Source organism: Pedobacter foliorum (genome assembly GCF_013266735.1).
In the GTDB taxonomy this organism is placed as follows: Bacteria; Bacteroidota; Bacteroidia; order Sphingobacteriales; family Sphingobacteriaceae; genus Pedobacter; species Pedobacter foliorum.
Window position 1 is genome coordinate 12,540 of record NZ_JABSNU010000004.1, and the last position, 26,022, is coordinate 38,561.

Genomic DNA, 26,022 nt, shown 5'->3' on the forward strand with positions numbered 1-26,022 from the left:
CCGCAAAAGCCACTCAGTCGAGTGGCTTTTTTGTTTAAAGACAAACTTCCATCGGATAATTCATGTATTTAGCCTTTTAGTCTATTCATTTTATTGAATATCTCCTTTAATTTAGCAGAACCTAAACTGTTAAAACCTAACCAATTATTAAACCTTTTACGTCAGCTATCACTGACAGATTGTAAAATTTATGAAGAAATATGTACTTATCACATTCCTAATGGCTTTAGCTGTTAATTGCTGTGTTGCCCAACTATTGATTCCGGCTACGAAACCTAATTCGGCACAGCAAGCTATGATTAAAAGAGGCTATGGCATGTTTATCCATTTCGGTATTAACACATTTAATAATACTGAATGGTCTGATGGTACTTTGCCATTGGAGAGTTATAATCCTACAAATCTTGACCCTGATCAATGGGTACTTACTGCAAAAAAAGCAGGATTCCGTTATGTTTTGCTAACCACGAAACACCACGACGGATTCTGCCTATGGGATAGTAAGTATACAACTTACGACGTGGCCTCCTCTCCAGTAAAAATGGACGTTGTAAAGGCTGTATCAGATGCCTGTAAGAAGTATGGGATTCAATTTGCTGTTTATTATTCCCTGTGGGATAGGAAAGAACCTTCTTACAAGGATAAAGATCCACAAAAGTATGTTGACTACATGCTTAATCAATTGACTGAGTTGTTTACAAACTATGGTACAATTGGTGAGTTGTGGCTGGATGGTGGATGGGATAAAAAACCATCAGACTGGGGCGTTGATCAGATTTATAGCTTAGTTAAAAAGTATAATCCTAACTGTGCGGTAAGTGTTAACCATACCATCGTAAATGAAGAGGGAAAGCGTAATTATACACCTCCAGCTAATATGACAGAAGATAATAAGTACTTCTTTCAGTATTTCCCCTCAGATTTTCGTTTGTGGGATCCTGAGTTAGCAGCTAAGTCTGATAAGAAGCAATATTTGCATGATGGGAATTCGTATTACCTACCTTTTGAACATACTATTTGCATCAGCAAACGATTAAATTGGTTCGAGAAGACAGAACCATTGCCAACAAGAGATTTAGATGAGTTGGAGGAGTTGTTTTACTGGTGTACAGATAATGACAATTGTCTGGTGATGAATGTACCACCAGATCAAACTGGACGCATAAGGGAATATGTAGCTAATACGGCTCTAGAATTGGGTAAGAGACTTGATCTATCATTAAATAAGTCCTTGCCTAAAAATGGCAAGTTTATTTCGATGAATAGGCCGGTTGTAGCAACCAGTGTTTGGGATGATAAAAACGATCAATATGCAGGCAATGCAATTAATGATGGCAAAATGAAGAGCCGCTGGGCTGCTAAAGATACATTGGCCTCTGTGGAGATGGAGTTAAATCCTTCGGAGTCGTTTAATAAGATCAGCATATTTGAGTATCAGGATACAAAAAACTTACCTGATGGATTTTCTCAGATAAGAGTACCGCGTATACAGCAGTATAGTGTCGATATTATGCAAAATGGACAGTGGCAAACCATTTATCTTTCTGATGAGCCTATGGGCGACTGTAAGGTGATTAAACTACCGTTAAGCTATAATGCCAATAAGTTGAGACTTAAGGTACTCAAGGCAACTGCTCCGCCTTCAATTTATGAGTTGAATGTGATCAATATGCCGAAAAAATAATCCTGTTGGATAGGAGCATCATTAGCTTCTAAGTGGTAATTAAAATGGTGAGAATGAGTCAAATTTGTATGACGATTTCTCGCCATTTTTTTTGTAAACAATAAAATAAGATCTTTTTTATAAAAATTATCTAGCCTTTAGTTATTCTTTTTCTTAGGAATAATCCTAAAATATGTCATACTTGAGTGTAAACCTTCTTTTGTGAATAGCGAAAATTAGTAAAAAACTGATTTTTGTTGTTTTTCTGTTGTTAAGGCAGATATGGAAACGTGGATTAAAGGCTTGCTAAATCATTATTTCAAGCTAATGCAAACGGTTGTGTTGTGTTTTTCATCTTTTTACATTTTACAACTCTTTATTTCTTTCTTCGTAATGATATTATTTAATAAGTACGATAAACTTTTCGGTTTTTTTTATTCAAAAGACATTGTTTTAATCAAATTTAGTCCGTTATTCCTGTAATTAAAGAATATCGATCATGTTTTCTAAAAAATTATCACAATAACCATCAAAAAAGCAATTATCAATCGTTTGCGTTGATGTAATTAGGATTACATCATACATATTGATCTAATTTAGGTCTTAATATTTCTATACCAGCTATTTGATTATTAAGAATGGGACTACTACTAGTCGGTCATTTTAATACCTCATCTACTGAATTCGGAATATAAAATATTAACCAACCAAACCACCTAAAGCAAACTTTATGAACCAAACCTCTACTCTTTTCCAAAATCAAAGTTCCAATCGGATAATTAAGATTTAATATTCTTAGACAATCTCAAGAATACGCTTAGACAGTTTTGAAGTTAACCACTTGTTGCTGTTCTTATTGTTCTTGTTTCTGTGGTTTTTACGCCACTAGTTTTCAGTGATTTTTAATACGTCAGTTGCTTGTAGGTGCAGATGTGTGCCCGTGCAAGCAACAAATAATTTTAACAGAGATCCAACAAATCAACAATTATTTAATGCTAATGAAAATGATCCGAATTATTGTAGTTATTATTTATGTTGCCTTACTGTCTACTTTTAGTTCAACAAAAGTCCAGGCAGAAGCTTCTTATACTACGCTGCATTACAGTATGCTTTTTAGGCAAGATACTGATGACACTTCTCAAAAGAAATTGGATACCATGGTTATAGCTGACAGGCGAAGCATGGTAAAAGGTATTGCCGATTCGTTGAATGTGAAGCTATCAGCTCTTAGTCCAAATCTTTCTGTTCAACAGATGTTAAAGGGCAATATTGCCGGTCTTTATGTACAGGAAACTAGTGGAGAGCCTGGGACAGAACAGAGTATGATTATAAGAGGCTTATCGGCCCCGGTCTTTAATAAAAACGACATTTATAGTCAACAACCAACTGTTTATGTAAACGGGGTTCCGATGATTAAGGATAATCCATTCGTTTTTGATATTCAGAAATATGGTTTTAACAGAATTGGCCCGGCAACTAACTTATTGGCAGGAATTGATATTAGTAATATCAACTCAATTGAAGTAATTAAGGACCCTGCTGCATTGGCCAAACTTGGTCCGAATGCAGCTAATGGTGCAATCTGGATTACAACAAAGGCAGCTAAGTCTGGCCGTAGGGACTTAAGTGTAAATAGCTATTTTGGAATGGTGCAGGCAAGTAACATTTCGCCTATTAATGCGCAGTACGAGAATCAGTTTCGTAAACCTTTTTATCAGAAGTATGGTACGCAGGACGATTACCTAAATTATGTAGGCTATTTAAGAGATTCAACCAGTTTGGAGTATTATGGTCCGGCGCAATGGGGTGATAGGTATTATAAGAATACACCAATTTATTCAGTTGATTTAGGCCTTACAGGTGGCTCGGAACGAGCTAATTTCCGCTTTTTTGGCTCAGCTACTCGCAATGCAGGTAATTCTGATGATACTGATCTTAAAAGGTATTCAATGTCATTTCAAGTTAATATGGCTCCTTTAAGCTGGGTTACCATTTCAAGTATGGTAAATGTTGGGCGAATGGATAGAGACAGAAATAGAAATCTTCGTGATCGCTTCGCCGAAACCAGGTACATCCCCGATTTATACAATCCTCTTTCTCCAAACATAAATACCTATCAATCATTTCTTAATGAGTACGATAAAGCTATTGATGATAACAGAACAACTCAGGCACAAGGATATTTTGCTGTAAAATTGGATTTAAAGCCATTTAAGTTTGTTTCTACTTTAAACTTTGATTACAGTGAAGGAGTAAGAGATGCATTTTTTCCTACTACTTTGATGGAAGGAAATAACTTTTCTTCAAGTTACATAGGCTATAATCAAAGGTTTATGATTAACAATGCTTTAAATTACACTAAAGACATTGCAGAAAATCACAAACTTTATTTTGAGGTTGGACAATCTGTTCAGGATGATCGCTACAGGTATAACTATGCTAATGCGTACAATGGCCCAAATGATTTTATCAAAGTAAACGTAGTTGAGGGTGATCCGGACAAGGGAAATTATCTTAAGCCGGTTGGCTACCTGGTGTATCGCTATACCGATCAAATACACAGCCGTTTATTTTCTTTTTATGCATCAGCAAGGTATTCTTATAAAGACCTCTTAACCTTTTCTGCATTAATAAGGGATGATGGATCTTCGAATTCACAACCTGGAAATCGTTGGTTTGTTTCTCCGTCGGCAAATGCAAGCTGGAATCTGAAAAACCAATTTTTAAAAGATAACAGTCTGTTTAATAAGTTAAGAATGGATGTTTCCTGGTCAAGAATTGGAAAAACTTTCTCTGATGATAAATTCGCGGCAGGACCACAATATCGTGTTAATGCTGGGTGGACATTGGAGCCAACTATACCAGGGTATAATGGTATTGCAACTATTTCAAGACCATATAGTTCAGGCTGGGTTGGTTATGACATTAAATGGCCATACACAGATCAGTTAAACATTGGATTTGATGGTGCTATTCTTAAAAACAGATTAAGTGCATCGGCAACTTTTTACAGAAAGGATGATAAAAGGATGTTGATCAATACACCTCTTCCTGCTGAAACAGGTTTTGCTAGTCAATATGGAAGTGGTTTGGCTGTTAGGAATATAGGACTAGATCTGGGTATCCAAGGTCATATCATTATGAAGGACAATTTTAACTGGGAGTCTGGATTGAATTTCAATTTTAATAAAAATAAGCTAACTGCTCTTCCGAATGGGCTGGATGAACTTATAGTTGGCGATAGAAAACTCAAAGTAGGAGAACCTATTGATCGTTTCTGGATTTATGAGAACCAGGGAATTTATAACGCCAATAGCGAAGTTCCAATTGACCCTAAAACCAATAAAGCTTTAACTTTTGAAGGGACTACCTTAAAAGCCGGCGATCCTAAGTGGAAAGATAATAATGGAGATTTTGTTATCAATTCTGATGATAAAATCCTTGCTGGGAATTCAATGCCGAAATTTACCGGTGGCTGGTCAAATCAATTCCGTTACGGAAAATTCGATTTAAGTTTCAATATCGTTTATGCAATCGGTCAGAAAGCGTTAAATCAATCAGCTTCTCTTCAATATGATTTTATCAATAGAGAGGCAGCTAACGATATCAATTCAGTTAGGGAGATTTTCTCGTGGCAGGTTACTAGTGACCCATCAAAATATGCCATATACAATCCATGGAGTAGTGTTGTTCCTTATCGTTTAGAGCAAGACATGTTTCTTGAAAATGCATCTTATGCGAAGTTAAGAGCTGTTACTGTTGGCTTTGATTTAACTAAAACATCACTGTTTAAACGTAAATCAAGCATTAAGAAGGCTTATGTATACGTAACAGGAAACAACCTTCTAACAGTAACTTCTTTCTCGGGTAGTGACCCTGAGTTAATAGAATACAATGGTATATATAGCGGTTATGGCCTGGCCATACCAAGGACCTATACTTTAGGAATTAAGGTTGATTTGTAAGTGTTAACGCGTATAAAATTATTAAATGTATGATATCTTTTGTAAATAAAAATATTCAGTTCAACAGGACCCTGATAATTTTACTGGTTACTGTAATGGGGCTGAATGTCTCGTGTAAAAAAGTACTTGATATAGATTCCAGCAGGCTTTCGAAAGAAGATGATCATTGGAAATCTTTTCAAGATACAAGATCGGGATTGATGGCGACTTATGGCCTTATGCGTAGTGCATTGGCAGATAATAATGCACATTGGCTATGGGGTGAGTTTAGAAATGGTGATTTTACTGCAAGTAGCAGATCTGACCTTAAGGTGATCATTGCCGGAGACTTAAATGCTTCGTTTCCATTGCTTCAAAAAATCACTTCCTGGAGGGCTTTTTATGCAGTAATTAATAATGCAAGCTTATTTATTGAGCGGGCACCAGAAGTACTAAAAGCAGACATCCGTTATACTGAACCTAACTACAAAGTTGATGTTGCTCAGGCAAGAGCGCTAAGGGCATTTGCCTATTTCTATATGGTTAGAATCTGGGGTGATGTCCCTTTGATTACGGCATCTCACGATGGTAGTTTTGAAATGAAAGGCAGAACTGAACAATCTAAAGTATTGGCATTTGCTGAATCGGAATTGATAGCTGCGGCAAAGGACTTACCATATGTATATGGAGCTGAAGGAGATGATCTTCTTCCGGGTTTATATTATGGGTATGATTTTGAGCGCTGGAAAGGGGCGTTGTTTACTAAAATATCTGCCTATGCAGTGTTGTCGCATATTGCTGCCTGGCAATCGCATTATATAGATGCTTCCGTATACACGGAATTTGTGATGAACAATTATGCAAAAGCCAATGTAGCGTATTCTACTACAGCAGAATTAACGGCTACTGATGGAATATTTAATGCTCAATCTTATGATCAGATTTTAGCCTTTGGATTCAATGATCTTTATGGTGAATCTACTGTTAACGGGCATATTGAGCAGCTGGTATTAGCAGCGCCACTAATTTCCAGAGAAACGCCGGATCTTTATGTTTCTAAAGATTCTATAGCAAGTGTATTTAAAGATTTAAGCGATCAACGTTTTGGTTTAGATACGATATCAGGCCTGCCTCGTACCAATTATTTTGTGAATTATGGTAGCGCAATTCCAGTGTTTAGTAAAATCAAAGTACTAAGAGGCGGATCTACTAACGGTAATTTTGCTGTATATAGTTCAAGTATAATTTTTACTCGTTTAGAAGAAATTGCTTTGCTTAGGGCAGAGGCCTTGGCCGTTCTTGGTCAACGTATAGATGCTGTCAATTTATTAAATACCGTAAAGAAAAGTAGGGGTGGAAATGGAGTTACAGATGGCCCTGGAACTGACATTATCAAAGAGATATTTGCTGAACGAAGAAGAGAGTTAATGGGTGAGGGATGGCGTTGGTATGATCAGATTCGTTACAACAAGATTCAAAACAATAATCCTGCTTTCTTAAATCTAATTAGCCAAAAGGGTATTTATTGGCCTATTGCAAAAGAGGTATTGAATGCAAATAGTAAACTGGTTCAAAATAGCTATTGGAAATAATGGAAAAAATTAAAATAGGATTAGTATCCACAGGCTCAACAAAAAATATACAGATGAAGAATAAAAATAAGCAGGCTTTTTCCCTTGTAATTCTCATTTTGGTAATGCTTAGTACAACATTGTTTTCTTGTAAAAAGAACAATTCTGACTACTACAATTACGAGAATAGCTTGAAGCAGTTTGATGGTAATGCTTTAGAGTATCTGCAATCTCAAAAAGGAATCTACGATTCATTATTACTTGTACTTAACAGACTGCCAGATTTACAAGACTCATTAAGAAATGAGAAAGTAACCCTTTTTGCTGTAACCAATAAAAGCTTTCAGATCTCAGTAGAAAATCTAAATGCAGTTCGTAGAAAATTGAATAAAGCGCCCTTGTATCTGGCAGATATGAACATAAAGGAATTAGATACAATGACAAGTAAGTACATCATTCGTGGGGAAATGGTAACTGCCGATTTTCAGCGGTTTGTTGATGGGCTAATTGTGAAAAGTATAAATCACAATTATAACATGCACTTAAAATATGATAAAGCTGATGCTTCCGGTTTTATAGGAGGTGGTCCTGGAACAATAATTTTTACAGATCCGAAGAATTCAATTTTCGTGAGGTATTGGCAAAGTACCCCTACTAACTCTGTGAATATAAGAACTAAAAATGCGATCATAAACGTGCTTTCTCCAGGACACGATTTCGGATTCGGTGATTTTGTAACAAGAATTAATAATTAAGGCTAAAGAAATGAATAATAAATACCCATTAGCATCACTTTGTATTTTCTTTATTGGACTGGTGTTATTAGTAAGTACCGTCGGTTGTACAAAGAATCTACCGGAAAATAGAGAGTCAATCGGGATGGATACCCGTTTTACACAAACTGTATATAGCCCGGTGTTGGGCAGAAATACCCTTTTCTCGGATAATTTTTACCTAGGGTCTTCTTCTCAGCCACTAACTTTTAAAATTATAAACATGAGAACCAGGGATGGTGTAGCAGCCCCGGAGCTTACCAAAACTACTCCTGTTCAGGTTTGGACCCAGCCATATTTGGGAGATGAAAAGTCAGTTGCTGAGATTGAGGCAAAAAGAAAGATTGAAAACCGTCCTTTATTTGAAGTAAGAGAACATTCAGGGCAGTTTCTAATGTGGTCTGCAGCTAATTCTGCGGCTATAAAAACACAACCAGATTCGGGATATGTATTTGATGTAGAAATGTCCAATTCTGGTGGGCGTAGATATTTTAGGGACTTTAAGCTGATGCCTTTAAAGGAGCGTGCTTATGAACCATCTGAAATGGATCCTAAAACGGGGCTTTCTAAATATGTGGGATTGATACCCAATAGTATGTTTAACATACGCGGCGAGCGTACTGGTAACTATATGTTCTTTTCTGAGGTTGGGGTGTTGTTTAAAAAGAATGCCGGCGCGGGAAATTCACTGACCTTCAAATTTGTTGATTCGCTATTTAAACCAATTGATCCTAACAAATTTAATCTCACAAAATGGGATAAACTGGTACATGGTTTTAATATGGTAAAAACGAATGAATATGTAAAGTATGATGTTGCTTATCCTATTCCCCTAATTGCTTATAGAACAGACTATACAAATATACTTGGTGATAAGGCAAGAGTAATATTCAGGTATGAAAGACAAGGATTTGGCAATATAAGAGAGGAAGCATATCTAAATCTGGACTTTGCAATTTTTGAACCTGGTAATTGGGAAATAACGGTCTGGTTTACCGGTGAACGCCCCAAATTTAGTAATGATTAATAACATGGGATTTCTAATTTATATAAGATCTAATATGAGATATACGGTTATAATATTTTCTTTGTTTTTGCTGCTGGGTTTCAATGCTGAAACTAATGCTCAACAAAAGAAAGTAGTAGTTAAAGGAACTGTTATGGATAGGGCAGCAAAAACTCCAATCCCAGGTGCTATTATTTTATCAGGTAAGCCACTTGTTACTGTTGGGCAAACTGATGCGAATGGAAAATTTAATGTAAGTGTAAATGACGATGGTGAATTAACATTTAAATACATTGGTTATAAATCTATAGTAAGAAAGGTAACAGCAGATCATGTAATTAATGTCTCGCTGGAAGAAGAAGTAAATTCACTAAAGGAGTATGTCGTTATTGGCTACGCAAAGAAAACAAAGGAAGTTTCCACCGGTTCAAGTGTAATCATTACGGCAAAAGATATTCAGGATGTACCTGTAGCAAACGTTATGGAACTACTTCAGGGTAAAGTTGCAGGTCTTAATATTCAAAACAACAATGGTACTCCGGGGATGCGTGGTTCAATGAATATACGTGGTATCTCAAATGTGAATGTTTCCGGGGCTGGTGATAAAGCATTTTTAACCCCTACTTCTCCATTATTTGTTGTTGATGGTGTTCCGGTAGATGATAATTCAAATTATTCATATGGTTTCGAATCTGCTGGACCAGGTATTAGTCCGATATCTTTAATTCCTGTTGAGGATATTCAACAGATTGAGGTATTAAAGGATGCTCAGGCAACCTCTTTATATGGCTCTAGAGGTGCTTATGGTGTTATCTTGATTACTACAAAACGAGGAAACTCTAAAGTTCCAATTATTAGCTATACAACCAGTTTCAATATAGCAACTCCCCCATCATTAAGAAAGGTTATTGGTGGTAAGGGCGAAAGGTTGATGCGCATTGATCAAATTTTGAATTATGACACCAGTTTCTATGATGGTTTAAAGAATATAAATAATACTCCTTTTCTTGCGGATAGCTTAAATTCATATTATAACAATTCGACCAACTGGCAGAGTTACTACTATAGAACTACCCTGAATCAAACTCATAACGTAAATATTTCCGGGGGTGACCAGTCATTCAATTATAAAGTAAATACTGGTTATTACAATGAAAAGGGTATTGTGGAAAATACTGATTTTACCCGTTACAATTTGGGAATGAACGCACAGTACATGCCAAATGACAGGTTTAAATTGGTTGCGTCATTGGCTAATGCTTTAACAAATAGTAGCGCAGGTGGTGGAAATAGTTTATCACAAACCGGATTGGCAGATGGAGCAAGTTCATCATCGTTATTGCCGGCTCCTTCATTATATACTGCGTCAAATGGGTTGCTAAATACGTTGAATGTAAAGAACGATAATAAAGTAATCAACATTACTGCAAATCTAGATGTTGAGTATGAGATATTAAGGGGACTTCGTGCTTCAAATACGATGAGTTATACTTACATGACTCAGGGGACCGATAAATTTACTCCAGGGTCGTTAAGTGATGGTTTTAATCAGGTTTATAATTATTTCGATCGTAAAAATACACTCTATAACAGAACCAGGGTTGCCTATGTAAAAGAGATAGCCGAGAAGCATAATTTTAGTGCCTCGGTGTTTACTGAGCTAAATTCAACTGACTTTAGGGCAGATGCAATGAAGCAAAACAGTACACCTAATGATCATATTACAGGTCCACTTGGTAATGATTGGGCTAACTCTTTAGGCGGTACTTTAAATAACCTGAGTGATGTTAGATCAGTTTCTCTTGCCACTGCTTTCTCTTATAATTATATGCAGAAATATGTGTTGGACTTAACTTATCGTTGGGATGGATCTTCGACCAATGGGCCTGACGCAGGTTATTCTAAAAGCCCTGCTGTTGCGGTTAGATGGAACTTTAATAAGGAAGACTTCTTAAAATCTACAAGTAATTGGTTGGATTATGGGTCAATTCGTTTGAGTTACGGTAAAAATATTGTGCCAACCGGATCGGTTTATGATGTATATGGTAAATATATTGCAGGTGGCAATTACAATCAGCTACCTACTGTTGGTCTTGATCTAGGTGTTATACCTAACACAGGGTTAACGCCTACAACAACAACTCAATACAATGCTGCATTTGAAGCAGGTTTTCTAAATAGATTCAATTTAACTTTTGAAACTTATTATAAGCAGGTTGATAACATGCTTAGGGATAAGGAGATTTCAAACATTAATGCATTCGGTAAAGTAAAAACGAATGAAATGAGTGTTGTAAATTATGGTTATGAATTAAATTTAAGCGCTCGTATCCTACCGGCTGGTAAAGGGTTCTCATGGACTTTAAGCGCGAATGGGGCATTGAATAAGGATGTGATGGCACATCTTCCTGATGGAGTTAGTCAGCTAATGGTAGTTGATGCCAATACCGGACAAAATATCCTTTATCGTTTAGGTAAAAACAGTCTTACTAACGTTCTGTTAAATACCACAGGAGTATATGGTTCAAATTCGCAAATACCTGTAGATCCATTAACAGGGTTAAGATACAGGGCAGGTAGTGCTACCAGTTTTAATGGCTTAAGCTATTTTAAAGCAGGAGATCCAAGATGGACAGATGTTAATGGTGATTATATACTTGATGTAAACGACTATGTAGCTGCAGGTAATTCTCAACCACTAGTAACCGGTGGTATTAATTCTTTTATGCAATACAAAGGATTCTCGCTAAATGTTCAAGGTGTATTTACTTTGAAAAGAGATATTTTGAATAATGCTACTTCGGCAAGATTCCAGAATTTTTCTGATCCGTTAGATCAGAAAGTCGATAAAAAGGGGCTTCAAGGGTTGGTTCCACTTGAGCAGTTTCTGTATTGGAAGAAATTAGGTGATAATGCTACCTATCCTAACCCTTATGACTATATAAGATACAAAGACATAAATCCATTCCGCTTTGATCAAACACTTTTCCAGGAAGATGGATCTTACTTTAAACTTCAACAGGTAACATTATCATATAACCTCGATAAGAAATTTATAAAAAGATTCGGGGTATCCTCTTTACGTGTTTATGGAACTGCATATAATATATACACTTTCTCTAATTATTCGGGACCAAACCCAGAGAGCGTAACAGATCTTGGTAGAGATAATTCAGGTGGTTATCCTAGTGCCCGTAAATACATACTTGGTCTTAATGTTCAATTCTAATATTAAAATAGATTTTATGAAACGTTTTATATTTGCATTTCTAGTTTTAACTACCGGGACAACGATCATGTCCGGATGCAAAAAATTCCTGAATGTTGTTCCAGTTGATAACCTTTCGGGTAATAACTATTGGCAAAATCAAAGGGATGTAGAGGCATTTACTACCGGCATCTATAATCAGTTTAGAGAAAATACCCTTTCCTCAGCTTATTTTCCAACGGCGGGAGATTTACGCTGTAGTCCGGCTATAGCAACTCCTGGACTTGGACGTAATTATATTACGCTTATTGTTTACAATGAGCTGAATGCGTTAATTCATACCGATGATTATTTTTCAGAGATATTCAATTACAAGGGAATGACCCAGTGGGCTAATTGGTATAAGATGGTTCAATCGGCTAATATTTTATATGTACAGGCTGATAAAGTTGAATCACTAACCCCAGCGCAAAGAAAGCAGTATCGTGCTGAAGCTGTATTCCTTCGTAATCTAGCTTACTTTTTTATGGTTCGCCAATTTGGAGATATTCCATATTACACCAAAGCATACAACCAGGATCCTTTACCAAGGATGAACATGGTTAAGGTACTGGATAACTGTATAGCTGATATGCTGGCAGTTAAGGATGATTTGCCCTGGACCTACGAAGATCCTTCAATAGTAGGTATTCGTGCCATGAGAGGAAGTGCAATAGCTTTGTTAATGCACATGAACATGTGGGCTGCCGGCTTTGAGACAGGTGATAAAACTAAGTATTATAGTTCTGTAAATGAGCTAGGTGATGAGATCATGAAAAGCAGGAGTTATGAATTGCTGCCAATAACAAGAACAAAGGAGATATTTAAAGGTCGTACAAAAGAGAGTTTGTTTGAAGTGTTAAGAAGCTTAAACTACGGTGAGTATTCTAATGGAGATTATCTATATAATACATTTACTGATATGGTGTTACACTACCCACACAAACCTGTACAATCTATCACCAAAAGTTATCTTTATTATGATAGTAAATTCATTAATAAGCTTTACCCTACCGGTGAGCCCGATAAAAGAGCAGAATACTGGTTTGATCCTAAAACCATATATGCAACTGATGGAAGTTGGGAGTTGCTAAAATTCGTTAACATTTTTGCTGCCGAGGGAGAGGATGTTTTACCTGATGATGATTTAATTGTGTTTCGTTTATCCGATGCAATATTGTTGCGTGCTGAAGCGCAGGCTGAGCTTGGCGACGATGCCGGAGCTATGGCATCGGCAAATGTTGTTAGAGCAAGGGCTGAAGCAACTCCTTTTTATGCATTAAATGGTAAAGATTTAAAGGATGCCATCTGGTATGAACGCTGCAGAGAACTGATGGGAGAGGGGCATTATTATTTTGATTTGGTACGCACTAAAAAAGTACTGGATAGAGAATATTGTTTTCACCCGATTTCAATTGAGAATTTTAAGGCGGGAGCATGGGCATGGCCAATTGATAAGAGCGCACTTACGCACAACCCATATATGAATTTGAACGATTATTGGAAGTAATTTTTAAGACAAATAATAAGGAACTTATGTTAAAGATATTTAAAACGACAACAATAATAATGGCAGTCTTAAGCTGCATATTGATGTCTTGCTCAAAAGAGGATTACTTCTATGATACGGGCGTTCATAAAGCAAAGTACGATGGTACAATTTTACAGTATCTAAAATCAAAGCCTGTTCAGTTTGATAGTTTGGTGATGGCAATTGATGCAGCAGGAATGAATGATGTGTTTGAAAAAGAGAATATTACTTTTTTTGCTCCGGGTAATTCATGCATCTATAAAGCTGTTAAGTGGTTAAATGATGACTTAAGACTAAATGGAAAAGATACAGTATCGAAATTTACTCAGATTAAGCCGGAAGTTTGGAAGGAAGCATTATCTCTCTACATTTTCAAAGGGACTTATTTGTTAAAGGATGTCCCACAGATTGATACACTTTCTCTTAAAGCCTTCCCTGGTCAGGGATATGCATCTTATGGTGGAAGATCGATGAATATAGGCGTGTTTTATAATGATGCAGGAGGTATAAAATATGTTGGTTACAGACAACTGGTGTTATCTTTTATTCCTGATTTTTCAAACCCCCAAGTTGGTTTAATAAATGCCCCTATAGCCACATCAGATATTCAACCTACTAATGGGGTGATTCATGCATTGAGGTTTAGTACCCATTCTTTTGATTTTGAAAGTAGACGATTCATCGCCTCAGCTATTTCAGCAGGAATTGGAAAGGCAGATGAATAAAGTTGTTCAGATTAGTTTAACAGAATTATTATAAATATCAATTATGATTTCAATCAACATAAAAAATACAAGAATAGGCCTGATTATGTCAGTATTACTCTTGCTCATTATAATTAGCATTTCCTGTTCAAAAGAAGCTATCATTCAGGAAGATCCTTATAAGGGAGGTAAGGAAGCACTTGGAGTTAAATTTACAGGAGAAGAACCAATCCCAAATGCAGGTTCTCCAGGTGATGAAGTAACTTTTAATGTTTCGGGACTTAAAAACTATGCGAGCAAGTTTGAGTTCTTGATAAATGAAACAAAAGCCGAAGTTTTGTCTTCTACGGATTCTACAGTGACGGTAAAAGTACCTGAAAATGCAAGTACCGGGGGAACAACACTTTTATTAAATGGGCAATCTTTTTTCGGACCTAAATTTACAATACAGGGTAAGGTTTCAATAGATCCATCATTTAAAGCTGTAAATGGTACAAATGGGGCAATAACTGACATCATTTCTACTTCCAATGGCTATATACTGGTAGGAGGTTTTACAAATTTTGAAAGTCAGGCACCCGCTATACCTGTAAACCGTATCCTGGCTATGTCGAATGATGGAGTGTTACAGCCAAGTTTAAATGCGCGGAAAGGGGCGGATGGACCAATTCTATCTATTAATCGCCTGTCATCAGGTAAGTATATGATTTCAGGTAGTTTTGCTAGTTATAATCGTAGATTGGGTATAAATGGAATTACCAGACTAAACGTTGACGGATCTTTGGATTCAATGACTGTAGAGGTAGTTAACCCAAATCCTGATCGTCCTAGTTTTGGTTTGGATACTGTTCCTTCTTTTAATGGAGGAGTTTTAGGCCGTCCACCATTCTCGATTGCAAAGAGTTTTGTTAGAGATAATAAGACCATAATTTTAGGGAATTTCCTTTATTATCTGAGCTATTATTATCCACGGTCTACCCGAGAAAGTAAAATCGTTGATATTACAAAAATGTCTCAATTGGCTCGGTTAAAGGAGAATGGAGAATTGGATTCAACATATAATTTTGATCTTTCAATTAAAGGTGGATACCCTGGTGGTAATGGCCCTGTCAATGATGCTTTTATGCAGGAGGATGGTAGAATTGTCGCTGTTGGTGCTTTTTCGACGTTCAATGGGCTTCAGGTTAACAACATTGTTCGTCTGAATAATGATGGATCTGTGGATAAGTCATTTGCAACAGGTTCTGGAGCTGATGGTCCAATAACTACTGTTAATTATAATTCTACTACAGGAAGAATATTAGTTGCCGGGAACTTTAAAACATTTAATGGGAGAAGTTGCAGTGGAGTTGCGATGTTAAATGCAAATGGAAGTGTTGATGATGTTTTCAAATTCGGACAATTAGCTGGTGGGTTTCCAAACTATGCTGCTCAATTGAATAATGGTAAAGTATTGGTGTCTGGAGATTTTAATAATTATGGAGGTGTCATTAGACAGGGCTTTATGATTTTGAATCAGGACGGTTCACTTGCGAAAGGATATAATAATACCGGAGCCTTTCAGGGAAGGATAGTAAAAATGGTACAGACCAACTCAGCATTAGGTTACCCTGCGGTTTTATTGGTGGGGGACTTTAGCAAATTCGATAATAAAAGGGTTGGAAATATTGTACGTGTTGAGATTAAACCATAGCCTTAAACCTTATAAATAAATCAGACATGAATAAAATAAATACATATACTCATAAACTAGTTGCCATAATAACTGTAGCGCTATTTATTATGATATTCTCAGCCTGTAATAAGGATTTTCCAAACAGGTTAAAGGAATCATCACAGAATGATACCTCCGGTATCAGTGCAAAAAATCGTAAGGTACTTTATATCATTTTGGATGGGGTACGAGGAAAAGCGCTAAAAGCTATAAACCCACCGAATATTGCAAAAATTACCAATAACTCAGTTTATGCCTTTGATGCTTTATCTGATTTCGATGAAAATGTACTTACCAATGCCGGTGCATGGTCTAATATGTTAACGGGAGTAACTAAAGATAAACATGATGTAATCTCAAATGATTTTTCAGGTAATAAACTTGCAGCTTATCCAAGTATGATCTCACGTCTTAAACAGGCCAATCCTCAATTAAGAACAGTATCAATAGCTTCATCAGTAGCGTTTAATACTAATCTGGCAAGTGATGCTGTATTACATCAGGAATTTGAAAATGATGACCTCGCTGTTAAGAATGCAGTTAATGAGGAGTTAAAAAGAGACGATGCTACCTTTGTTTTAGCTCAATTTCATAGTGCTGAGCTTGCAGGTAAAGCAAATGACTATGAAGAAGGGACAATAGCATATGTGAATGCAATCCTTAAAATTGACAACTACATTGGGGAGATCATGACTTCGCTAAGAAGCAGAAAAACTTTTTCTGATGAAAACTGGTTGGTTGTTATTGCTTCAAGTAAAGGTGGAGAAATTGCTCCAGACGGAAGCGCTGTGGATAACACTTCTTATGGTGATGCAACAAGAAATAGCTTTATAGTTTTTTATAACCCTCGCTTTAGTACACTGTTTATACCTAAACCGGCCAGTGATGCAGTTCCTTATACTGGTACAGCACCAAATTTTGCTGGTAATGATTCAAAAATTAGTCGTGCAGTTATTCAAGACGCTACGGCATTTAATATGGGTTTAAATGACTTTACGGTTGAGGTTAAAGTAAAAGTGAATAATGGGGGAGAATATTATCCGCCAATTTTAGGCAAAAGAGCAACTTTTAATGGTAATGTTATTGGTTGGTTGTTTTTTCTTGAGGGAGATGACTGGCAACTAAACCTTAGTTCAACAAGTGGAGGGAATATACAGGCAAATGGAGGTGCAATTAGAGACGGTTTTTGGCATACACTAACGGCTAAATTTTATAAGGATGGTGCTACACGTAAAGCTTCTGTATATACTGATGGAGTTTTAAAGAAAACAATAGACATTACATCTCGTGGTAACATAGATTCTCCAGCGCCGTTTACATTGGGATACATTACCGGTTCAGGCGGGTCAATTGATGTGATATTGTCGGATATACAATTCTATAATGTGGCCATACCAGATAATGTTATCAAAGCTCAATCACGTAAAACCTATGTAGACTCTTCGCATCCATATTTCAATAATTTGATTGGATACTGGCCAGGAGATGAGGGTAAAGGGGATGTTATTAAAGATAAATCAAGCTACACCCGTGATTTTAGAATGCAGGGTACAGCTCAATGGCAACAGTTCAATGAGTTTACTCCGTATTTAGATCCGATTATTTCGTCAGATTTTTACAAAATAGTACCTAACTCAGTTGATATCCCCTTTGAAATTTATCAATGGTTAGGTGTTTCGGTTCCAAAATCATGGAATCTTGATGGAAAATCATGGAACCCTATTTATTCTGATATTAAACCTTAATTTGATATGAAAAGTACTTTTTTTTCTACTAAAATATTAATGGCTATGTTTTTATTGAGTTTAGTCTCATGTAAAAAATATGGTTATGAATTTGAAGATGGCTATAATAAACCTGGGACACCTAACAGTGAACAGACTCTTGATACCTCAATGAATTACGTTGATAAATCTTTATACGCAAGAGCTCGAATTTTTCCTGGAATGGTAGAGGCGGCAGAACCAAGATTAAAAGACGTTAAATTCACTCTGGATTTGAATTTTTCGGCATCGAATTCCTATTTGTTGCGAATTGCTGTAGCACCTCAGCCACAGTTTAGTACTGGGTTTTATGCTCCTGCGGGTGAGTTAATCAAAATTGTTGTTCCAGAAGGGGTAAATGGATTGAGTGTTCAGGTAGGGGGACATACCGATGATCTTACCGGGCAATTAAATTTGAAAAGAGATCCTTTAATTTATACCGTTAAGCAGTTGTATCCAGGAGCAAATTTTGTACGTAATCCTTACGGCGGTACAATTTATATAAATGCGGCATTTGGAATTGAAAGACCAGTAGAGTTTACAATTACAGGAGCGGTTAAGTCACCTGATTTTGTACTTGGAAAAACAAATGATTCTGAATGGATAAAAGAAGTTAGAGCATCTACAGTTCCATGGTTGGAATTGCGTAGCAACAGGGTAATCTTCTTAATTCCGAGAGATTTTTTAATCAGAAATTTTGATTCTGCAAAACCACTAACAAATCCTACAGCATTGATGAATGCATGGAATACTGTGTTTGAAGAGGATTATAATAAATGGATGGGACTTTCGGATAATGCAATAGACAATAGAGATAGGAGCCCTCAAGCGCCATGGAGAGAAATATTGGATATTCAACCTTCAGTTGGTTACGGGCATAGTGGTGTTCCAGGAGCCCCTGCAATAGTTGCTACAATGGACGATGAGTGGTTTAATAGTGTAGTTAGTATAGATCAATTACTTCATGGTTCGAATTGGGGTACTTACCATGAGTTTGGGCATAATTGCCAGCAACATTCTATATGGAGTTGGAGTACGCTTGTTGAAACAACTAATAATCTTTTTAGCTATAAAGTAGCGAATAGAACCGGAGCAAGCTTTGCAATTCAACATGGTGATGATTGGGTTAAGCCGGCTTTAGATTTTGCCGCTACTAACACCGCTTTAAATGTATTCGATACTGATAAGAATATGAATGATGCATTTAAAAGAATGATTCCATTTCTTCAAATATTTGGTATATATGGTTATGATGCAATGCCTTATCTATATACCGAAGCAAGACACGCACAACGTTATTCAATTAGTGATATTGATAAGCATGATTTTGTATACGAGCGTTTCTCTGAATATGCAAAGACCGATTTAAAGTTGTTTTTTGAAGCATGGGGTATAGGGATTTCTGCTCAATCAAGAGCGAAAATCTCGGCTAAATATCCAGGATTAACTAAAAAGATATGGACATATAACCCGATGACCAAAGCAGGAGGTACAGATCTTATTGCTTTCAAAACAACGATTACTGCAAGTTCTGAAGAACTGTCAGGTGAGGGTGAAACAAATGGTCACGCATTTGCAATGTTAGATGGTCTTGATAATACATTCTGGCATAGTAAATGGGATGGAGGTGCAGATAATTTTCCCTATACTCTTATCCTTAATACAGGCACCACGGTAGCAGCTAAAGGCTTATACTTTGTGACTAGAAATTCGGGTGCTCAGAGGCCTAAAAATGCAGAAATATATACCAGTAATGATCAAGTAACCTGGAAGCTTGTTGGCTCAACAGTAATCACAAACGCATTCGCAAGGTACAATTATAATTTCCCTGCAACCGTAAATGCCCAATTTTACAAAGTTATCCTTAAGGATAGCTGGACAGGTGATGTATTTGCAGCCTTATCAGAGTTGAATGTTATTAAGTAAGTAATTAATTATTAAAAATTAGATGATGATAAATTATAAAAATAGGATCAGGATATTTTACAGTCTTTTGGCGGTAATGCTATTAACTGCATTTAATGCCTGTAAAAAATATGAAAACCCTGCTCAGATTTATGAAGAATACGGTGGGGATGTGAATGGGAAAGCGGTAAGGAAAGTGTTAATTGTTAATATAAACGGAGCAGTTGGTGCCGATATTAAAGCGATCAATCCTACAAATATTACGGCACTTGTTAAGAGCGGTAAATTCAGTTTTAATGAACTTAAGGATGGAGTGGCTACCGATGCCGGATCAATAGCGAGTATGTTGACCGGAGTGTCATCGGCTAAGCATAGAATAGTTGACAACAGCTATATTCCTGTTAAGGATGGTAATGATGATCATGCCCCAATTACAAATTATCCATCTATGTTTTCACGAATGTTAGATGTTAGACCGGAATTTAAAACAGTAACAGTTACTTCTGATGCTGCTTTAGATAAATATTTAATTCATGCTGATCGCAGTATTTTGGCCGAAAGTGATGCATTAGTTAAAGATTCTGCAGTTAATATACTAAAGGATAATAATGCAAAAGTTATCATGGTTGATTTTAGGTCTGTTAAAACTGCTGGAAGTAGAGATGGGTTTTCGCCAGATGTACCTGCGTATAAGGCAGCTATTGAGACTGTTGACGGTTATATTGGAGAAATGATGACTGCATTGAAAGGCCGTAAAGATTATGCCTCAGAAGATTGGTTAGTAATAGTTACGACCAATAGAGGTGGTGATGAAAAGAATTCTAAACCAGGCTTTGTTATTTGTTCTAATCCTAACTTTAAGGAACAAGGGATTTCAAAGGAAGGGTTTAATACCATGCACTTTAAGGGAACAGCTACAAATGCTTATATAAAAAATGATAATGGTTTATATGATTCAGGGGCTGATAAGGATTTTACTGTACAGCTTCAAATAAAAATGAATGCCAGCAATTACTATCCTGGGTTTTTCTCAAAAAGTAATGGAGTAAGTGGATCTTCGACTACCGGATGGACTATGTTTCAAGAGGGAGGAACTTATGGTGTTATTTTTGGCGGTACAAATAATGGGGGATCAGGTAAAACTCAGGTTTTAGGAAGCCAGATTATGGATGGTAAATGGCATACCATAACAATGACGGTTAAGCTTAGTGGTATTGTAAGGACTGCTACACTTTATACTGATGGGAATCAGGTGGGTACGCTTAATATTACTGCTACAAAAAACTTAAGTACCACAGAACCTTTAATGCTGGGGCATAAAAATGTTGATGGTAGTAGTAATTTAGATTTATATGGAGCTGATATGTTATATTTTAACACGGCTTTAGATGCAGCTACTATTAAGGATAATATTGCATTAAAAGACATCACTAAGCATCCTAAATATTCAAATTTAATTGGTTATTGGTCGATAGATGAAGGTGGCGGTGGTGTTTTGATAAACTCCGTACCGTCCGGGCCAAATTTCCTTATGAGAGGGTCAGGAGTATGGGATGCTCTTGGGAATGATATTCCGGTAAGCCGGACACCACAGACACTAACGGATGGGACATTGTCAATTGTTGCTACTGGACCTGATGTGACAGCTCTTACATTCTATTGGTTAAGAGTTCCGGTTAAAAGTGATTGGAGTTTAGATGGAGTTCCATGGATATCGAACTTTGAAATTGAATACATTAAGTAATAAATAGATTAACAAAAAATTGAAAACAATGAAAAGAAAAGATCTCTATTTATTCATGGTACTTGTTGCAATAACAATTTCATCATGCAAGAAAAGTTCGTCAAAGCCAGATATTAATACTGAACCGGAAAAACCGGTGGTAGTTGAAGATATAAATTATAAAACAGTTGCAAACACTATTGAAATTTCTCCGGAGCTTGAAGCCGCTAAATTTGTATGGCAGAATGCCTCTAAAAAGGCAGTTACCATTAAATTCAAATACACAGCAGACGGAATAAATAAGGAGGTACTTGTTGAAAATAATGCAGATGCGGAAGGCGCTATATCTGTGCCTATTTTTGGCCTTACAAATTTTACAATAGTAGTAACCAATACAGGTGGAAAAGCTATTGAAACAAGGTTAATGGGAATTCTACCTGTATTAAAGCCTGAAGTTAAATTGAGTAAAGCAGGCTGGACAGCTTCTGCATCAAGCGAAATTAATAGTGAAGATGAAGAGCTTAATGGGGCAGAAAATATAGTCGATGATGTAACTACAAAAAGCATCACCTCACCTAAGGTTCCTTCTTTCTGGCAGTCAGATTATAATTTGGATCCTATATTTCCGTATCCACACTGGTTAATCATCGATTTGAAGAAAGATATTAGGATAACGAAAATAGGACTAAATGCCCATACTGATGGAAGTCAGGGTTTTACTCAATTTAAGATTGAAGGTAGCGTTGATGGCATTGGATTTACGGATATTGCTGAGGGACAAAAAACATTTAATCCTCGCATTACTACGGAGCAAAACTTTAAAGTATCTCCGGCAACGCCAATCAGGTATGTGAAAATTACATTGTTGATTGGTTCTGATTATCCTTGTTTGGCTAATTTTGAAGCTTACGCAAGACAATAAACTTTGTAATATATTTTATGAGAAGAGGCCATGTTTTTGCATGGCCTCTTCTGTTTTACCTTACTTAATTTGATAAGCTTTTAAGCTTTGCTGATTAATACCGAATAGAAGTTTGTTGTTAATGGTAATTACACTTCTAACGTCGCCTTTTAAATTAAATCCGGATTGTTGCTGAGGGATATAGTTAAACCCTCCTTTTCCATCGCCCTGAAGTAATACTCCATAATTTGCGTCATACTTTCCAAATCGAAGACGAGCCTGACTGATATTACCACATAGCAGTAAATCTTTTTTCCCATCTTTATTGTAATCCACAGAAGTAATGGTAAAAACGGGAGAAAGTTGGGTTTCTATTGGCAGGCTAAGCTCCTTGAATTTGCCTTTTCCATTATTTATGAAAGCAGTAGTTTTTAAGGAGTTGGCCTTTAGAATTGAGACTCCATTTAATTCTTCCTTGGTAAAGATCTCTTTCATCGACGCATCTGCATAGCTTTTGTAGTCAGGGAATCTTGTACGCATTATGCTCATCTGATCGAGCATCTCATCTCTGGTTACGTATGGATAGCTTTTTCCTTGAATGTAAAAGCATAAAATGGGATCGACTGATCCATTATCATCAAAGTCTTTGTAGTACATTTCTGCAGGCTCTTTTTCAGTTGCCTTGCATTGGGTGTTTAATCCCATGTTCCCTACTACCAAATCTGGGAATCCATCATTGTTTAAGTCCTCAATCAGTAACTTGTTCCACCATCCGGACAGTGATTTATCGAAATATTGAGCAGTTTTGTTGACTAACTTGCCATTCTCGTTAATCATTACTGTAATTGGCATCCACTCTCCTACAAGAATCAGATCTTCTTTTTTATCACCATTTAAATCTAACCAGGCAGCATCAGTAACCATTCCTGCTTTTTGAATTTGTGGAGCAATAGTTTTGATTTGATCTTTAAAATTTCCTTTTCCATCGTTAATCAATAAATAACTCTCCGGCGTTTCAGGATAACGGCCAGGTATTACTCTACCCCCTACAAATAGGTCTGGGTGTCCGTCGTTATTAAAGTCTGTAACCCTAACGCAACTTTTGCTACTTAGCATTTTAGGAAGTGCATTAACGGCTTTTCTGAAATTACCTTTACCGTCATTTAAATAAAGTCGGTCTTGAAGAGATGGATCATCAGGAGTGTAATTATCATAGCCGCCACTACATACGTAAAGATCCATAAAGCCATCTTTGTTTGCATCAAAAAATAGAGCATCTACATCTTCACTTTTTATATCAGAAGCAAAAGCTGCCTGTGTTTTTTTTGTGAACTCTCCATTTTTATTTTGAATATAAAGTGTACCGGCCTGTCCCTGACTTCCCCCAATGAATATATCTTCCAGGCCATCACCATTAACATCTGATTTGGCCATACACGGACCGGAAAAAGACTGAGGGTTGATTAATAATGGCTGTCTTTTAAAATCATTGATTGATTTCTTTTGTTGTTGAAAAGCTATTGGCGATTTAATCTCTTTAAATGTAGGAGCGGGTAGTTGTGGTTTTTTATAGGTTTCCTTTGCGTTTGTTTCTATTAATGATATTTGCTGATTAGCTTTTATACCTGAAATTACTTGTTGTTTTCCGCTACTCCAAACCACTCGAAGTGAGTCTATTGTGTTTGCTTCTCCTAACCCGAAATGTAAAATAGGAGAAACGCTTGATTGGTACCCACGAGATGGCATTTGCTCCAGGTATTGTTGCTTGTTTTTATTGTAGATCCATACTTTTGCACCAATGCCCGAGGTATTTTGTTTAGCCCCCTGTAGCTTTATTTTTAGAAATTGATTTCCTGCTTTTTTATCTGATTTGTTTTCATAAATGAATGCTGGTAGGTTAATGTTGTTTACCACCAGATCCAAATCTCCATCATTATCAAGATCAGCATATGCGGCTCCATTACTATTTGAAGGGGTAGCTAGCCCCCAATCATCAACTTTATTGGTAAATGTAAGGTTTCCGTTATTCTGATAGATATAGTTATTGACATTGGAAGCCGGCATTGTATGAATCAAGTCTAAAAGGTTTTCTTTTATTTGGGTAGGGTCGGTACTTCGTAAAAAATCTCCTTTAAATTTTAAGAAATCCATATTGGTATAATCTCGCATATAGCCATTGGATATAAATAGATCTTTCCATCCGTCATTGTTGTAATCTGCGAATAAAGGAGCCCAGCTCCAATCGGTGTTTGATATGCCTGATAATTGGCCGGTTTCGCTGAACGTGCCGTTGCCGTTATTTATCTGAAGCATATTACGCATATCCTGATAATGGAAGCCTAAGCGTAAACGTAGGTCATAGTATTCATAATTGTCAGGAGAGAAAAGTAGCTTCTGCCTTTTATTATCTTCAGGGAGCATATCTAAAGTAAGAATATCAGGAAGTCCGTCGTTATTGATGTCAGCAATATCATTACCCATTGAGTACAATGATGTGTGGCCTATTTGGGATTGAATTTGATTGGTAAAAGTGCCATCCCCATTATTTATATATAAATAATCTGGGGCTGAATAATCATTCGAGATGTATATATCAGGATAACCATCATTATTTATGTCGCTCACTCCAGCACCTAAACCGTAGGTAAAAGAGGAATTGTATAAACCGGCTTTATCTGATACATCTTCAAATTTACCCTTATTGTTTTTGTATAATTTAACTTTAATTGTTGGTGCAGGTTCTTTTAGAATTATAGGTGCGGAAATTTCATCGAGCGTAGTAAATACCTTCGGATTATGATTTATGAGAAACATATCAAGGTCATTATCTTTATCATAGTCAAAAAAGACAGCTTGTGTACTATATGCAGTATCTGCGAGCCCATATTCTGCAGCTTGATCCTTGAATATTGGAACCCCCTGAGCATCATTTCCTTGATTTATCAAAAGTGTGTTTGCTCTGTTCTTTGCAGGTAATGCCCCAGAGTAACATTGGTAAATATCTAAAAGGCCATCACCATTAACATCTGCCATAGTAACGCCTGTTTTCCATGAAGTTTCAATCTCCGTTATCCCAGCCTTATCTGTGATGTCTTCAAATTGCATATTTCCTTTATTCAGGTACAATTTGGCTTTTGTCATATTTCCTGAGAAATAAATATCATCCAACCCATCGTTATTCAAATCTCCAATAGCTACTCCGCCACCATTATAGAAATATTGATAAGAAATGATATTTGCTCTGGTGTTCTCGATGATTGAATTGTTAAAGTCGATATGGGTTTGATCTGAAGGGAGCAAAGCAAATAGCTTATTTGTATTGGACTCTGTGCCTGATTTATTCTCATTGTTTACGCAGGCTGATAACGAGAATAGGCCGAAAAGCGCTATGCTTAGATACGATTTGGAGGTTAAAGAAGACATTTGGTTAGTTGGTTTGGTTTAATTCTTTATCAAGATAACGACTTTATTTTGATGTATCATAAATTTTACTCAAAATCAGACATAAGCTTAGGAATGAATATTTTTGTATTGTTTATGAAAATTGAAGGCTGTTGACATCATAACTAAAACATAG

At 36.5% G+C, this 26,022-nt stretch carries 14 protein-coding genes; 13 read left to right on the top strand and 1 reads right to left on the bottom strand.

The features are described from left to right. The first annotated feature begins 190 nt into the window (after window positions 1–190). The 13 genes from HQN83_RS09825 (at window position 191) to HQN83_RS09885 (ending at window position 22,466) form a co-directional block, all read left to right on the top strand. On the top strand, window positions 191–1,684 hold the full coding sequence (locus HQN83_RS09825; protein ID WP_173090172.1) for an alpha-L-fucosidase: 1,494 nt from the start codon (window positions 191–193) through the stop codon (window positions 1,682–1,684). Window positions 1,685–2,667: 983 nt separating this feature from the next. Next, entirely contained in the window at window positions 2,668–5,628 is a 2,961-nt protein-coding gene (locus HQN83_RS09830; RefSeq protein ID WP_173090173.1) for a SusC/RagA family TonB-linked outer membrane protein, read from the top strand. 29 nt (window positions 5,629–5,657) lie between these two features. After that, entirely contained in the window at window positions 5,658–7,199 is a 1,542-nt protein-coding gene (locus tag HQN83_RS09835; protein WP_173090174.1) for a RagB/SusD family nutrient uptake outer membrane protein, read from the top strand. A 53-nt stretch (window positions 7,200–7,252) separates the two neighbouring features. Then, window positions 7,253–7,933 carry a hypothetical protein gene (locus HQN83_RS09840; protein WP_173090175.1) on the top strand — a complete coding sequence of 227 codons (681 nt, stop codon included), beginning with the start codon at window positions 7,253–7,255 and terminating at the stop codon, window positions 7,931–7,933. 10 nt (window positions 7,934–7,943) lie between these two features. Next, the gene (locus HQN83_RS09845; RefSeq protein ID WP_173090176.1) at window positions 7,944–8,978 is read left to right on the top strand and encodes a DUF5007 domain-containing protein; all 1,035 of its coding nucleotides are present in this window, start codon (window positions 7,944–7,946) and stop codon (window positions 8,976–8,978) included. Between the two features lie 34 nt (window positions 8,979–9,012). After that, a complete protein-coding gene (locus HQN83_RS09850; RefSeq protein ID WP_217277367.1) occupies window positions 9,013–12,186 on the top strand; it encodes a SusC/RagA family TonB-linked outer membrane protein in 3,174 nt (1,057 codons plus the stop codon). A 16-nt stretch (window positions 12,187–12,202) separates the two neighbouring features. After that, window positions 12,203–13,714 (top strand): RagB/SusD family nutrient uptake outer membrane protein, encoded by a 1,512-nt coding sequence (locus tag HQN83_RS09855; RefSeq protein WP_173090178.1) that lies wholly within the window; start codon window positions 12,203–12,205, stop codon window positions 13,712–13,714. Between the two features lie 83 nt (window positions 13,715–13,797). Beyond that, on the top strand, window positions 13,798–14,460 hold the full coding sequence (locus HQN83_RS09860) for a fasciclin domain-containing protein (RefSeq protein WP_173090179.1): 663 nt from the start codon (window positions 13,798–13,800) through the stop codon (window positions 14,458–14,460). Between the two features lie 85 nt (window positions 14,461–14,545). Next, window positions 14,546–16,132 (top strand): DUF5008 domain-containing protein, encoded by a 1,587-nt coding sequence (locus tag HQN83_RS09865; RefSeq protein ID WP_173090180.1) that lies wholly within the window; start codon window positions 14,546–14,548, stop codon window positions 16,130–16,132. A gap of 26 nt (window positions 16,133–16,158) precedes the next feature. Then, the gene (locus HQN83_RS09870; protein ID WP_173090181.1) at window positions 16,159–17,898 is read left to right on the top strand and encodes a DUF4983 domain-containing protein; all 1,740 of its coding nucleotides are present in this window, start codon (window positions 16,159–16,161) and stop codon (window positions 17,896–17,898) included. A 6-nt stretch (window positions 17,899–17,904) separates the two neighbouring features. Then, complete coding sequence (locus HQN83_RS09875; protein WP_173090182.1) at window positions 17,905–19,842, top strand: M60 family metallopeptidase; 1,938 nt, start codon at window positions 17,905–17,907, stop codon at window positions 19,840–19,842. 22 nt (window positions 19,843–19,864) lie between these two features. Next, the gene (locus HQN83_RS09880) at window positions 19,865–21,565 is read left to right on the top strand and encodes a LamG-like jellyroll fold domain-containing protein (protein WP_173090183.1); all 1,701 of its coding nucleotides are present in this window, start codon (window positions 19,865–19,867) and stop codon (window positions 21,563–21,565) included. A 28-nt stretch (window positions 21,566–21,593) separates the two neighbouring features. Beyond that, window positions 21,594–22,466 (top strand): discoidin domain-containing protein, encoded by an 873-nt coding sequence (locus HQN83_RS09885; protein WP_173090184.1) that lies wholly within the window; start codon window positions 21,594–21,596, stop codon window positions 22,464–22,466. 60 nt (window positions 22,467–22,526) lie between these two features. Here the strand turns inward: HQN83_RS09885 and HQN83_RS09890 are convergent, their stop codons facing one another. Beyond that, on the bottom strand, window positions 22,527–25,868 hold the full coding sequence (locus HQN83_RS09890) for a VCBS repeat-containing protein (RefSeq protein WP_173090185.1): 3,342 nt from the start codon (window positions 25,866–25,868) through the stop codon (window positions 22,527–22,529). Window positions 25,869–26,022: the final 154 nt, after the last annotated feature.